11 protein-coding genes and 1 pseudogene are annotated in these 13,399 nt (G+C 48.8%); 5 read left to right on the top strand and 7 right to left on the bottom strand.

Annotation, left to right across the window (positions count from 1 at the left end; genetic code table 11):
- Position 1 precedes the first annotated feature (1 nt).
- Entirely contained in the window at positions 2-2,986 is a 2,985-nt protein-coding gene (locus G8770_RS09630; protein WP_167185374.1) for a molybdopterin-dependent oxidoreductase, read from the bottom strand.
- A 126-nt stretch (positions 2,987-3,112) separates the two neighbouring features.
- Positions 3,113-3,685 (bottom strand): VOC family protein, encoded by a 573-nt coding sequence (locus G8770_RS09625; protein WP_167185371.1) that lies wholly within the window; start codon positions 3,683-3,685, stop codon positions 3,113-3,115.
- A 389-nt stretch (positions 3,686-4,074) separates the two neighbouring features.
- On the opposite strand from G8770_RS09625, the gene G8770_RS09620 reads away from it, so the two are divergent.
- A complete protein-coding gene (locus G8770_RS09620; RefSeq protein WP_167185368.1) occupies positions 4,075-5,031 on the top strand; it encodes a glutathione S-transferase family protein in 957 nt (318 codons plus the stop codon).
- Positions 5,032-5,238: 207 nt separating this feature from the next.
- Here the strand turns inward: G8770_RS09620 and G8770_RS09615 are convergent, their stop codons facing one another.
- Positions 5,239-5,448, bottom strand: a complete 210-nt coding sequence (locus G8770_RS09615; protein WP_341771129.1) for an amidohydrolase family protein — start codon at positions 5,446-5,448, stop codon at positions 5,239-5,241.
- 937 nt (positions 5,449-6,385) lie between these two features.
- Between G8770_RS09615 and G8770_RS09610 the strand changes: the two genes are divergently transcribed.
- From G8770_RS09610 to G8770_RS09600, 3 genes are all read left to right on the top strand, one after another.
- Positions 6,386-8,566, top strand: a complete 2,181-nt coding sequence (locus tag G8770_RS09610) for a TonB-dependent receptor (RefSeq protein WP_167185362.1) — start codon at positions 6,386-6,388, stop codon at positions 8,564-8,566.
- Positions 8,567-8,706: 140 nt separating this feature from the next.
- Positions 8,707-9,783 carry an aromatic ring-hydroxylating oxygenase subunit alpha gene (locus tag G8770_RS09605; RefSeq protein WP_167185358.1) on the top strand — a complete coding sequence of 359 codons (1,077 nt, stop codon included), beginning with the start codon at positions 8,707-8,709 and terminating at the stop codon, positions 9,781-9,783.
- A gap of 48 nt (positions 9,784-9,831) precedes the next feature.
- Positions 9,832-10,311 carry a MarR family winged helix-turn-helix transcriptional regulator gene (locus G8770_RS09600; RefSeq protein ID WP_167185355.1) on the top strand — a complete coding sequence of 160 codons (480 nt, stop codon included), beginning with the start codon at positions 9,832-9,834 and terminating at the stop codon, positions 10,309-10,311.
- Positions 10,312-10,476: 165 nt separating this feature from the next.
- Here G8770_RS09600 and G8770_RS09595 read toward each other — a convergent pair whose 3' ends face one another.
- The 4 genes and pseudogenes from G8770_RS09595 to G8770_RS24635 all read right to left on the bottom strand — a co-directional run.
- A complete protein-coding gene (locus tag G8770_RS09595; RefSeq protein ID WP_167185352.1) occupies positions 10,477-11,019 on the bottom strand; it encodes a VOC family protein in 543 nt (180 codons plus the stop codon).
- Complete coding sequence (locus G8770_RS09590) at positions 10,964-11,170, bottom strand: VOC family protein (RefSeq protein WP_167185349.1); 207 nt, start codon at positions 11,168-11,170, stop codon at positions 10,964-10,966. The genes G8770_RS09595 and G8770_RS09590 overlap by 56 nt, the downstream gene beginning before the upstream one ends.
- A 20-nt stretch (positions 11,171-11,190) precedes the next feature.
- Complete coding sequence (locus G8770_RS24150; protein ID WP_243760380.1) at positions 11,191-11,733, bottom strand: polysaccharide deacetylase family protein; 543 nt, start codon at positions 11,731-11,733, stop codon at positions 11,191-11,193.
- 4 nt (positions 11,734-11,737) lie between these two features.
- Positions 11,738-11,851 (bottom strand): annotated as a pseudogene (locus G8770_RS24635) (hypothetical protein); the annotation flags it as partial.
- 378 nt (positions 11,852-12,229) lie between these two features.
- Between G8770_RS24635 and G8770_RS09575 the strand changes: the two are divergent.
- Positions 12,230-13,243: a Tn3 family transposase gene (locus tag G8770_RS09575; RefSeq protein ID WP_167185340.1), complete on the top strand. Its 1,014-nt coding sequence runs from the start codon at positions 12,230-12,232 to the stop codon at positions 13,241-13,243.
- The last annotated feature ends 156 nt before the right edge of the window (positions 13,244-13,399 follow it).

Below are 13,399 nucleotides of genomic sequence, written 5' to 3'. Positions count from 1 at the left end.
CCTATGCTCTAACCAGTTCTTCATTGGCGTAGGACCATTTTTCGACCTCGACCAAACACGAGTTACTTCCCATACCTTCGGTGTTTTTCACCTGTGGCCGTTCCGGCGTCAGCAGATTCAGTGAACCCCCACGGTCGACCCGGCCAAAACGTGGATCTTCGAACAGATCGACCTCGGCGCAGGACTCCCAGCTCTTCAATGTTCCTGGGGCCATTAGGGGCGATACATCCACAGCACAGACAACGCTGCCGCGACCGTTGTGGACGCGCACCAGATCGTGATGCTGCAAACCTCTCGCCCGCGCATCGATCGGATTCATGCGCAGCACCCAGTAGTAGTAACCATCAATACACACACGGTGATCCGGAATATCGTTTAACGTGGAGTCCTTGCCATCGCCATAGGTGTGAAAGGTATAGCGCGAGTGAGACGTGAGCAGCTGTAACGGATACTTGTCGTACAACTCAGTGGTCTGGGTACCTTCCCAGGACGGTACGTAACGGTTCAACGCCGGCCGCTCTGGATTATTCGGGTCATTCCGTTGAATGGTAGTGGAGACAAATTCGATCTTGCCCGAAGGAGTTTGCAGTCCTTTGCCGGCGATATCAGACCACTGAGAAGGCAGTGGCATGGGCTCAGGCACATCTTTGAAACGGTCTTCTGCAAACCAGCGGAAGTACGCTGGGGTGCGCAGATTTTCCGGAGCCGGTGGAATAACGTGGTAGCCTTTTTTAATAAATTTTTTCCAGCTCACGTAGTTCGGCAGGTCTGAAGATTCGAACACACGTTTGCACCAGTCAAGCTCGGAGCAACCTTCGGTAAACATCGCTCCCAGGCCCAGTTTATTCAACACAGCCGTAAATATGTCATAGTCTGACTTCGACTCTCCCAGCGGCTCGATACACTTGTGCTGGAATACCACCGTACGATGATTAAGCTGATCGGTATTGTGGTGGATATAACCGCCGGAGTTGCCCCAGTCGCTGATGTCATACCGCTCGAAAGACGTACAAGCGGGCAGAATGATGTCGGCGAATTCGGCCTCTCCTTCCAACCAGATCGACTGGTTGACCACACATTCCAGGGAATCATGACGGTACATGTCTACCCAGCGATCGGAATTGGCGATGGTCCCAAAGCTTGACGATCCATAGCGGTAGATCATGTGCACCGGGGAGTAACCGGGCATGGGATACTGAAACTCGGCAAATTGTGCCTCTGCGGATGAACCATCCCAGATGTAACCGCTCGCCTTACCGTTGACGATAGCATCGGCCAATCGCTGACGGGGAATCATCTGTTTTACCGGATTCATGGTCAGGACGTGTGGCATGCGCTGGTAGTTGTTTACTGCACACGCAGTAAAATTCAGCTCTCCGGAAATGCCCCCTTCCGCATAGCCTGGGAAATAAAAATAGTGATCCAGTGGGGTACCTGCCTGCAGATTTCCGAAGTTCACTCCGGGCTTGCCCCAGCCTTGCATGGCCATCATCAGAATCATGTTGCGAGCCCACTGGCTGCCGGTGGCGTTACGACAAGCACCACCGAAACCGGTGCCGAGACCTCCAGCCGCAAGATAGGTTTTCTTTTTGCCCCAGGCTCTGGCCAGCGCGCGTACCACATGCGCTTGCACGCCGGTTTCTTTTTCCTGCCATTCTGGGGTTTTAGGAACACCATCCTCTTCGCCCAGCAGATAGGCTTTCCATTCATCAAAGCCGGTGGTGCGGCCCTCGACATAGTCTTTATCGTAGAGATCTTCATTGACCCAGACATTCATGATGGCAATCGCCAACGCCGGATCGGTGCCTGGTTTTACGGGAATCCAGCGACCCCCGTAGAGCTGGGCGGTGGCGTTGAGGTTGGGGTCAATATGCACAAAATCAATGCCCAGTTCTTTGGCCCAGAAACGGCGCTGGGTACCCTCAAGACCACTGGCGTAGCCATTGGTACTTTCCGGGTCACTGGACCAGAAAACGATCATTTCCGCTTCTTTCAGGCAGTCTTCCACCAGGCCGTAGTGACCGGGAATCCCCACACGCATACTGTTACCGAAATGGTGCATGGCACCCCAGTACCAGCCTTCCCAGCTGTCGGGGTTGGGCACCACACGGGTAAAGCCAATCAGGTTACCGAAACGCAATAAGGCCGACAGGTAATAGCCCACATTCCCCCACTGGTGATGAGAGCCGAAGGCCATGGCGATTGAGCCGGGACCGTGGACTTTGCGCTGTCGCTTGATTTCATTGGCAACGATGTCGGTGGCCTCTTCCCAGCTGATGCGCTCATAGCCGGACTTACCCCGGTTCTGCGGATTGCGCTCACCGTTGGGGTCGAAGTCGACCCGTTTCATTGGGTAGAGAATACGCTTGTCGGAATAAACGGTGGACTTCAGGCCCTGGGCGTGAGGGTTGATAACACCCTGGCGTAACGGCGTGAATGTTTTGCCGCGTGCTTTGATGGTCCAGCTCTCAGCGTCGCTGTCATCAAAGTCGATGGGCGTCATGCGTACAATCTTATTGTCTTTGACATAGACAAACATCGGACCACCATTGGTGTTGGTGGTCAAGCGCGTGCATCCGTCGGGCATGGTGGTTCCCATCTTCTGAGTACCCGAGGCTATCATGTTCATCAAATGCATAAACCAGACGCACAGCTCACTATCACCGAGAACAGCTGCTTTAAAATTCTTGGCATCGTGAACGATTGTGTGGTAATCCGGTTTCAGCGATAAAAAGCCCAGTGCTGTATCAACATCCTGGAACACCAGATTCACTTGTGCTTCACCATCATAAACACTGCCGCGGGTGTCCACCATGCGCCCGCCTTTAAACACATAATGTCGAGCGATACTGCCGTCTTTCAGCATAATCTGGGCAACGCAATCGATATTACCGGCCTGTTTGATGGCCTCAGTGTTCTTTTTAAGGCCCCGTGCTATAGCGAGGGTGGTGCCGTAAAGAATGCCCTTCAAGAGTGTTCTTTTCATCTGGATCATTTGTCGACCTCTAGTTTTTATGGGAAATCAGCGATGCTGGTTTTCTGCAGAAAAAGACTGTGCCGATTCACTCTCTGTCTCATCGGCACAGTTGCAGAAACAGACTTTCGGACACCCTTAACGAGGACCCATCAATACTTCCAAGGGGTTTCCGAGTCCGGAGTTCCTCCAGGTTTCACGATCACCCAATTGTTGCTCGGTCATGCCTTCACGACGTTTTTCGATCAGCTCTTCCGGGTCAAATGCAGGGCCAACGGAGTCTTCTTCATAGTACGGACCTTCCATATAGGCGGTGGCATCATCCGGGTTTTCGAACGTGTCAATCTGCAGCTCAACGAAGTTTCCGTCTGGATCCTTGTAGTAAATCGATGTGGTAATGCCGTGACAGATACACACTTCAGGTAAAATATCCTGGTCACGCAGCAGTTCGTAGCGGGCAATCAGATCGTCGATATTAGCGAAGGTGTATGCTGTGTGATGTGCAGCGGCGGTAGTTTCGGTTTTACGATCCATCTCCATCGGGGGGTGAATTAACGCGATTCGGTGATGTTCTTCATCGTAAGTGACGAAGCTCAGTACTTCATCGGAAAAGACCACATGCCCATCCAGTACAGTGCTATACCAGTTTCGCATCGCTTCGCCCTGCGCTGTCTGAAATACAACATGAGAAAATTTTGGTTTTGTTGACATGGTAATTCTCCTAGCCTAATGAGCGTTGACATGGTCAATGCCGGGGTCTGTTGTTATTGAGCAGGCCTGATACCTGATATTTATTGCTATTTTTCGCAATCTGCGGGCATTAGTGAGTTCAGGTACCTACTGCGATGTGATCAAGTATGCCATTGGGATTTATCGTGGGGAGATATAGGAGGAACCAAGTCGATATCAATTTGTTATCGCAAGCCCCGAACTGTTCATTTTGGACACAAAGCTGCGATACCTGGAAGTAATCAGTCAGTCTTAACTGGTATCTTCTTTGAAGGTCAGATGGCCCCTACCATTTGCTCGCAAACCCGATGACTGCACGAACTTGCATACATTTTCTGGCGTAAGCTAGTTGTCTATAGAAGGTGAATCTTATGAATAGCATTGTCGCACGGACTCTTGAGATTTTGGAAAATCACTTTCCAGGAGAAAGCGTACTTTTTCATGAGCCAGGTGTTGAGCCTGCACTGCATTTATTTCATGCTCCCAATTCCATCTGTTCACAGAAGGTACGCGTTGTTCTGGCGGCGCTAGGACAGCCTTATGTCTCTCATCAGATGAATATTCCACGCGGCGATACCTATGTGCCTGACTATGTGCGGTTGCGGGCAGCTGCCTGTGAACAGCAGGGTCTCCCTTTTGCCAATCAGCACAGTGGCTCCACCGCCATGGCGACTACTGGTTGTGACGCCTGCGTCGTTCCCACGCTGGTGGATCAGCGCAGTGGTGAAATTCTTATCGATTCACAGCGTATTTGTTTAGAGTTGGTGGCCCGCAGCGGCAGTTATCGGGAGGAACTCTGCCCTGAATTTTGTAAACCACAACTTCTGGAAGAACTCAGGATTATTGACGAATTTCCTAATTATCCGATTCTGGCGGCCAATGTAGATAAAAAGGCGGGAGTAACTCATCCTCAATCCGAAGGGTTTGCAATTAATAAAGTAAGACGCTGCGATGAACTGATCGAAAAGTATTCCCACGACCAGCTGTTGGTTAAAGCTTATTCTGCGAAGTGGGAAAAGGAATTATCCGCGGCGAATAATCTGTTTGAAAAAGAATCTATGCAGAAAACCATAGAAATCATTAAGCATATATTGTCTGACTTGAATTCTCGGCTCAGCGATATAAATACATCATTTTTGTTTTCTGATAACCCCACGTTAGCAGATCTCTTCTGGGGACTGGAACTAATGCGATTAGATAATCTGAAGTTGAATTATCTTTGGTCAGAAGAAATATTTTCACCTTTAAATAGCTATTATCACCGTGTGTGCGATGCTCCTGCTCTGATACAGGCTGTGACGGATTGGGATGGGGCCAGGATTTCATAGCATATGATAACAGCATGACGTAGGTGAAAATTAAAAATTGAAGACCGTGAAAATATATTATAACTTTCTACCGTTACTAGGCATTACATAAATTGCACTCCTTACTACCATTAAAATCAGTAAAATGTTTAACGCAAACTATCTGTAGGTTTCGGTTTATCGGCATTAGCACTCGAACTATTCACCAACTGAAAGTGGATGATCGCGCTATCTTTTCCAATTTGAAAACAATTTCAACGCGTTTCCCTTATAAATTTTTTCCAGCGCTACGGAGTCCAGCTCTGGCATATTTTTCAATTCTGCAAACATATTTTTTAATCCTGGCTCTGGAACAAACGGATAGTCACTGCCAATGACGATCTTGTCGGCAGTGGTAAATGCCAGCAGTGACGCCATGGTAATGGGATTAGCGGAAATGGCGGTGTCATAATAAAGATCTTGCAGGGTTTAAGAATACCCTCTGGGACTTTAGCTGCCAGTGAAGGATCGACTTGACCGACGATGGCCATGCGCGCAGCGAACGTCATCAGTCAAACTTTCACGGGTCCGGTGATTTTTGCTGAGGATATGTTTTCGTTTTAATCGCTTATGATTTCAATTTAATCGCTAAGAATCGCTTTATCCTGCGCAAAGGCAGATGATATCCCCTGTGGTTAAACTGCTACAGCAAGTTTGACCTCTATCCTTGTCCGTTGAGCATCTTACAAACATCAGATGCTCAACGGATTATCTTTTACTCCAATAGTATAAATATACATTTGTTGCCTGAATGAGAAGTCAGGCATGTGTAATTTTAGGGTACCAGCAATCGCCTTCCAGAGAGAAAACCGCCAACGTTGCATAGGGTTTTATCAGGCCATTGTCGTAGCTGTTACGGCGCTTTAGTCGTTCAATGTAATCTGCTAACGCCGACCGTAAACCATTTCCCCATAGTTTTAGACCGCAGCCGCACCAGTATCGCCACCACGCTGATGTCAATGAGAAAAAAACTGTCGCCGAGTAGATATTAGCGGGTGGGACAGCCCCCATCGTCACTAAACTGGCGTTACCTCCAGTGGCGGTTGTGACGATGCTGATGGGTGTTACCGGCAGGAGCCTGCGAGCCAGTGTTAGCGGCCTACGCCAAGGGCTTTCGATACCCACCTTTCCGTAACTCCGAAAAACCGATAGTAAAAAAGCATCGGTGGGTAATTTTTATCATCTTCTATATTTGCTTGTTTCTCTTTACCTTGAATCTCTCGGATAGTTGATAAGTCTACCTTTTTTAATGTTATAACGATCCCATATATATAGCTAAATTATCGATGAAACATCATCAAACAAGACATAATCAAAATAAGAATAGGAGTGCACGATGAATAAACGATTTCATTCTTCTTCCTGCCGTTTGGCAAAGACATTACTGTCGATGTCGATTGGCGTGGGTCTTTCACCGACGACCTGGGCGGAAAAATCCATTGCACTGGAAGAGGTAATTGTCACTGCCCAAAAACGTGAAACCAGCTTGCAAGACACCGCTATCGCAGTTTCGTCAATGTCGGGGGAGTCTTTGAGTGAAGAGCGCATTACTTCGGTGCTGGATCTGCAATCTCAAGCACCGAGCCTGCAGGTGTCAACTGCTTTGGGAACCGCGCGGGTCTACATTCGTGGTATTGGATTAACCAACTTTGCATCCGGCGGTGAACCCAGTGTTGCCTTTCATGTAGACGGCGCAGTGATTTCCCGACCCAGCGCTCAAATCAGTGGCTTTTATGATCTGGAGCGAATCGAGGTACTGCGTGGCCCTCAGGGGTCACTGTACGGCCGTAACGCGACCGGCGGATCGTTGAATATTATTACCAAACGCCCTACCGAGCTTTTCGAAGGTTACGCTAATGCCACTGTTGGCAACTACGATTTGCTTGAATTGCAAGGTGCCGTGAGTGGGACATTAATCGACAATCAACTGTTAGGGCGCCTGGCGTTTAGAACCGAAGATCGGGACGGGTTTGGTGAAAACATATTCAGCGGCAAAGATGTCGATGATGTGAACAATGAAAGCTATAGATTGGGCCTGACCTATATCGGCAGTGACAAACTCGAGGCTTTTCTGAGTATCAGTCATTATGAATCTGATGATGCCGGTGATGCATTCCATATGCTGGGTGGAGGAAATCCTTCAGTACTCCCACCGGAAATTGCGATGGGTGGAGAAATTGCCCGTGACCCTCGCGATTTAAATACGGAGGTTGATATCTCCGCGCAGAAAGAGATTGATTCATACACGTTAGAAGTCAGTGGGGATGTGTCTGATAATGTGTCTATCAAATCGATCAGTAATTATCTTGAAATGGAGCGTTCATCCGATACCGATTTAAACGGGACACCGGTGGTTCTTTTGGGCAATCTGTCTGAAGAATCATCTGAACATTATAGCCAGGAATTGCAGTTAAACTGGGATGGCCAGCAGCATACGACGATGTTTGGGCTCTACTACTTTCATGAAGACATGGCGGGTCTTCAGTACTTTCCAGGTTCTCTCGGTCATCAGCTGGCAGGACGCCCGTTGATTGTTTTTGACGGTGAGCAGGAAAGCAAATCCTGGGCAGCATTTGTCAACAGTACCTGGCATGTCAATGAGGTTTGGTCCATTAACGCCGGACTGCGTTACAGCAGAGATAAAAAAAGTGATACCGGTTATACCGTTTTAGCAGGGCCACCGGGCTTGATTCCTCCGGTAACTGTTCTGATCGATCGTGAAGATGAATGGGATGCATGGACCCCCAAGCTCACCGTTGAGTATACCCCCAGAGACGGCTTGTTCTTTTTCGCCACCGCCTCAAAAGGATACAAGACCGGTGTGATGAATATTGGTAATGCGGGGGACCCCGTTGACCCGGAATTTATTGAGAGCTATGAAATCGGCATGAAAAGCCAATGGTGGGATGACCGCCTGCAGTTTAATGCAACCCTTTTCAATGCCACGGTCGAAGACCTTCAGGTGCAGCGACCCATTGGGGGAACTCTGGTTACTGTAAATGCTGCCGAAGCTGAAACGCGGGGCATTGAAATCGAATCCATCGTACGGTTAACAGAAGGCCTAACGGGAAAGTTGAATATCGCTTATGTTGATGCCGAATTCAACGAATTTTTAACCCAGAATTCCACCTTTGCGCCGGGTGTAGACATCAGCCTGAAAGGCAACTCACTGCCCAATAGCCCGGAATTTAATACCGATCTTTCTTTTGAATATGAATTTGATGTGATAGCGAACTGGTCTGCAAAATTCAAGGTCCAGGGTGTCTATACCTCCGAGCGTTGGTTTAATGAATTCCAAGAAGATATTGCCTACCAGGATGAAACCTTTGTGGTGAATGCCAATCTGGTGCTCAGATCTGATGATGAGCGTTGGTCCATTAATCTCTGGGGGAGGAACATTACGGATGAAGAGATCATCTCTCACATCAACGTAGGCTCTGCTGCACTTGGTTTTATGCGCACAGCGACTCTTCAGGAACCGGCCACCTACGGTGCTACGTTAGGGTACAGGTTCTGATCGCTTTTGTTCAAGTATTACTGGATTTGGCGGGCAGGTTCGAGCGCCTGCCCTATTACAACCAACAAATTGATAAATCAACCAATAATTTACAAAATGACTTTCACTCGACATATCAACCAAATTGAAAGAGGTTCACCATGAGCGCACAACTGCATATTCCCGGTGTCAATGATCTAAGCAATGACAAGACCACCAGCTTTCCTCTGAATCAGTGGTACATTGCTGCATTGAGCAGCGAAGTCGATCAGCAACCTTTGGGACGCACCCTGCTGAACCACCCCGTTGTCATGTTTCGTGACAGCAGTGGGGATATTTATGCCATTGAAGATCGATGCTGTCATCGCAGTCTGCCACTGTCCTCGGGTACGGTAGAAGCCAAGGGTATTCGCTGTGGCTATCACGGCATGCTCTATAACGGCAGTGGCCAATGTATTGAAATACCCGGTCAGGCGATGGTTCCTGCAAAAGCAAGGGTCGGTGCTTACACCGTGCAGGAAAAAGACGGCTTTATCTGGATGTGGTTCGGTTCAAAAGGCAACCACGCTCCCTTGGTCGATGCGCCGAGCTATCCGATTCACGGCGACAGTCGTTATGTTTGGGGCGGCGATGTTTTTCATTATGAGGCGCCCTATCAGCTCATTCATGACAATCTTCTGGATCTCAGCCATGTAGGCTACGTGCATCAGAAAACCATCGGCGGTACGCCCTCCATTCACATGAATGCCGACATGAAAACCACCGGCGATGACGTTAGCGTGCAAGTGGTTCGCTACATGCGTGATTCATTGCCGCCCCCCACCTACACATCGGCCTATCCGTTTGGGGGTAAAATTGATCGCTGGGCGGAGATTGATTTTCAGCCAACCCACATCAAAATATGGACGGGAGGTGTCGATGCCGGTAGCGCGGATCTGACTGATCCTTCGAGAGGCGGGTTTCATATGCGAGGCTTCCACGGCATAACCCCGGAAACCGAAACCACTTCTCACTACATCTGGTCCATTGCCACGAATCCGGTGTCTGACCCCCAGGGGACACTTGCCAGCGTCGTTGCCCAGACAAAATACACGTTTGAGGAAGACAAGGTCGTTATTGAAGATCAATATCAGAATATGCTGAGATTTAAAGATAAACCCATGATCAGTATCCATGTGGATGCTGGGGCGAACAGAGCCCGTCGAATTATGGAAAAGCTGCGTACCTTTGATCGCTGATTTCTGCTATGGATGGCACCGATTATTCACTGATAACGGTGCCATCCATTGTCCAAGCCTGAAGCCATTGATTTCGCGAATTACGTTCCTGCCGTTCTTACCTGGGTTGCGAATAAACTCTCGGGCGGTGCGTCTACTTTGTACCTCAAGCATTTTGGTGTGGGTATCGAGGTTTGGCGCTGTCTGGCCTTACTGGTGCAGGGCAATCCTATCTCGGCACAATATGTCTCCTCTACCATCGGCTTGGATAAGGCCGCCGTCAGTCGTTGTTTTAAGCGCATGCATGCCGATGGCTACATTACCTTTCGGGATGATGAAAATGACAAGCGATTAAAGCTGGCGGTTATTACTGCAAAGGGGCGCAAATTGCATGATCGCATCCTGGGGCTGGCTTTGGAAAGAGAAGCGGCGTTATTGAGCGGCTTCTCTACCTCGGAGGTCAAGACGCTACTCAAACTGTTACACCGCATGCACAAGAACTTGCCAAAAGTCGAAGACGTCAGTCACTCGTTTATTGGAAATAAGTGACGGGCGACTCACCTTGGGGTTTAGATTGGCCAGCGAATGGGCACGGCGATACCTCCGCCCTGCCCTTTGCCTGACTTATTGCACCGTAAAGTGACGGCTCACGCTGCTATAAACAACGATTTTACCGGTGAGCGGTATTGTCTTTTCAACGGATACCGATATTGATCAGGGTTCGGGCTCCCAGGTTTCTTTAAACATGGCTTCCACGGCCTCATCGCTGGACGACATGATGGTGTTATAGGCTTGTTCCGGAAAAACCATTTTCAGTGGGCTGGCCCCTTGCAGAGAGGGTTGTGACACAGGACGGGTGGGTAGATTGAACGGCTCCGGGTTGCGCAATTTTTCCAGTTCGTCATCGCTGATGCCGAGTAACGAGACAACTTCAGGGTCTACCCAGTTGTTGATGTCGCTGCCTGTCAGAGTGCACACTTCCAGCGTCAGGCCTTCGGGGCCGGCGAAGTAAATGGATTTGGCGAAGCCGTGATCCAGCGGACCCATGCAGTGGATATTGTTGGCGCGGATACGGTCACGGAGGGCCAACAAATCCTCAAGCGTGTCAACATTGAAGGCCAGGTGTTGCATGGTACCCATGGTACATTCTGCAATGGGGTTGCCCGAGTGGGTAATACCGATGTCCACTTGTTTTGAGTTTTTAGGCGTGTATACAAACGCCAGATAAGACGATTTGTTCAGCTCCAAAAAATCCATGAATGGCTTGTTCGGCGCCATGCATCCAGTAGAGTGCAGCCAGAGGCATACCCAGCACCTCATTGAAAAATGTCAGCGTAGTTTTCATATTCGCTGTGGAGAGGGCCAGGTGGTTAATGCCGTTGGGGCGAAGCATGGAAGTCTGTGACACGATGTAGCTCCTGAAGGTGATTATTGTTGAGGTGGTGTACCGAGCAGATGTTCAGCGATGTCCCGACAGGGGGCAATCCACAGATCGTCTGTAGCCTTGAGAGCACGTAAGAATTCGCGAAAAACCTCTCGACGACCCTCGTCCTCGCTTAACAAATAAGGGTGAAAAATTACGCTGTAGTAACCCCCCGTATCCAGTGCTTGTTGAATGACCGACTTCAGGGCTGTTGCCCATTCTTCCAGGGATTTCAGCGCTGCGGAGCCGTACAGCTGCTCTCTGTATTGACTCATAAAAGGTTCAAAGTAGAGTGCATCCACCTCTGTCCAGCGAAATGGCAGCAGCGCCAAACCGTGACTGCATTTTGCACCCTCCCCGACCGCTGACACATATGTCAGTTGATGGTTGGCAAGCAGCTCTGCACAAGTGTCGGAGATGCTGCCGCCGGGTGGGCAAAAACCAACGGGGGTAGCCGTTGCGCTGCTGAGGGCCGCGAGACTGGAACGGGTGATGTGCTGTTTTTGTCTGCCAGATCTCGTGTCGCCAGCCGTGACAAGCAACTTCATGCCCCGCGGCGCGAATGGCGTCAACAGACTCGGGATAGATGTCACCATTCCAACCTTCGATAAAAAATGTGCCCTTCAGGTCTGCTTGTTGCAGATCTCGCAGGATGATGGGTAACATTGTGCGGGTGCCATGTTGACCGATGGGTTGGTCTGCGGGCCATAGATTTAACTCCAGCTCAGCCGCTTCACCGAAGTTGTCGAACGTAATACTGATGGCGGCTTTTTGTCCGTGCGGTCCCCATTTCACAGGTACGACTCTCTTTGTATTTGTTAGCTTTATAATCATTCTATCCGGGATTGACAATCCGTAAAGAGTGAAAAATTCGCCATTACAGGTTTTTGGAAATTCACACACCGGCAGGTTATTCAACACTGAAGGCGATGATTTTTTATTGTTTAAAAGCAATAAATTAGGAAGACGTCTGACTCTTTGGTCTGGATTCTCTCATCTAAAAAAACGCACGCCTATGAGAGTAACCTCATAAGGCGTGCCAAGATGCAGATCCAACTGTTGAGTGTTTCTGACGTTACAATATCTGGTGTTCGATTGCGCCGATGTCGTCCAGCACCAGACGCAGCCGATCGCCGGACTGCAGCCAGTGGCCATTTTCCAGCCCTACCCCACCAGGCAACGAAAAGGGGACGGAGGAATTATTTATTAATCAACTTCAAGACTGATCAAATTTTAATCCCTCCGTCCCCATTTATTTTTCCATATATGATTGATGGTTTGGCTAAGACCAAAGGAACGTTATTTAAGGATGAAGACGAGCATCGGCACAGCACGGACACTCACGGTTACACGGAAGCTACCTTTACTGCGCTGAACTTTCTGGGCGTAGCTTTCTCACCTCGCATCAAAAATGTACACAAACAAAAGCTCTATTACTATGAATCGAAAACTAATAAAAGAAAATCTAGTTATGCGGTCAAGCCAGGGCGTGGTATTAGTCATAAGAAAATCATTGAGAACTGGGATGATATACTGAGACTGATGGTATCGATTAAATTGGGTTATTGCCCTGGTTCGGACACGTTTAAAACTTTATCTGCGTCAACGAGAGAAACCAAGCTGTATGCAGCTGTCAAAGAATTTGGCAGGTTATTGAAAACTGAATTTATTCTAACCTATATTGACGATGCTGATCTGAGACGCTCAATCAATAAACAATTGAACATCGTAGAGTTGGGTCAAAAACTCTCCGAAGCTATGTTTTTTGCTCGTGGTGGAGAGCTTAAAGTTGGTGTCGAGCCTAAGATCACCATAACCCAACTGTGTTTGACGTTTTTAAAAAACGTCATCATTTTATGGAACTACCTCTTTTTGAGCGAACACTATCTCAACACGGAAGACAATCAAGAGCAGGAAGCAATTCTTGAGGGTGTGAAAGAGGGTTCAGTCATTGCTTGGGCGCATGTTAATAAGTTAGGGGTTTATGACTTTGACCAACCTGCAACGCCAAGCTTCTCCAGAACGCTGCAGGAGTTTCAGGATGTAGAGCTCGATTAGCCGTCATCATAGCATCTCGAATGTGTAGAAGGGAGTGGTACTGTGTGTTCTAGCCCCTCCCCTCTTCATCCAGCTTGACACCCGGCCAAGTCTGGTTGCACTACAGTCAAAGCCACCAAATTGTAAGCGCCCCTTTCTTTGAAATTATGCTCTAGA

The sequence above is a fragment of the Pseudomaricurvus hydrocarbonicus genome, from assembly GCF_011602365.1.
GTDB lineage: Bacteria > Pseudomonadota > Gammaproteobacteria > Pseudomonadales > Cellvibrionaceae > Pseudomaricurvus > Pseudomaricurvus hydrocarbonicus.
This window is presented reverse-complemented; position numbering and strand designations above follow the sequence as displayed.

Bases quoted from the DNA above. Each gene is read 5' to 3' on its own strand.
- G8770_RS09620 (WP_167185368.1), top strand. From the start codon at position 4,075: ATGAATAGCATTGTCGCACGGACTCTTGAGATTTTGGAAAATCACTTT.
- G8770_RS09575 (WP_167185340.1), top strand. From the start codon at position 12,230: ATGCAGATCCAACTGTTGAGTGTTTCTGACGTTACAATATCTGGTGTT.
- G8770_RS09610 (WP_167185362.1), top strand. From the start codon at position 6,386: ATGAATAAACGATTTCATTCTTCTTCCTGCCGTTTGGCAAAGACATTA.
- G8770_RS09630 (WP_167185374.1), bottom strand. From the start codon at position 2,986: ATGAAAAGAACACTCTTGAAGGGCATTCTTTACGGCACCACCCTCGCT.
- G8770_RS09605 (WP_167185358.1), top strand. From the start codon at position 8,707: ATGAGCGCACAACTGCATATTCCCGGTGTCAATGATCTAAGCAATGAC.
- G8770_RS24150 (WP_243760380.1), bottom strand. From the start codon at position 11,733: ATGAAGTTGCTTGTCACGGCTGGCGACACGAGATCTGGCAGACAAAAA.
- G8770_RS09595 (WP_167185352.1), bottom strand. From the start codon at position 11,019: ATGGATTTTTTGGAGCTGAACAAATCGTCTTATCTGGCGTTTGTATAC.
- G8770_RS09625 (WP_167185371.1), bottom strand. From the start codon at position 3,685: ATGTCAACAAAACCAAAATTTTCTCATGTTGTATTTCAGACAGCGCAG.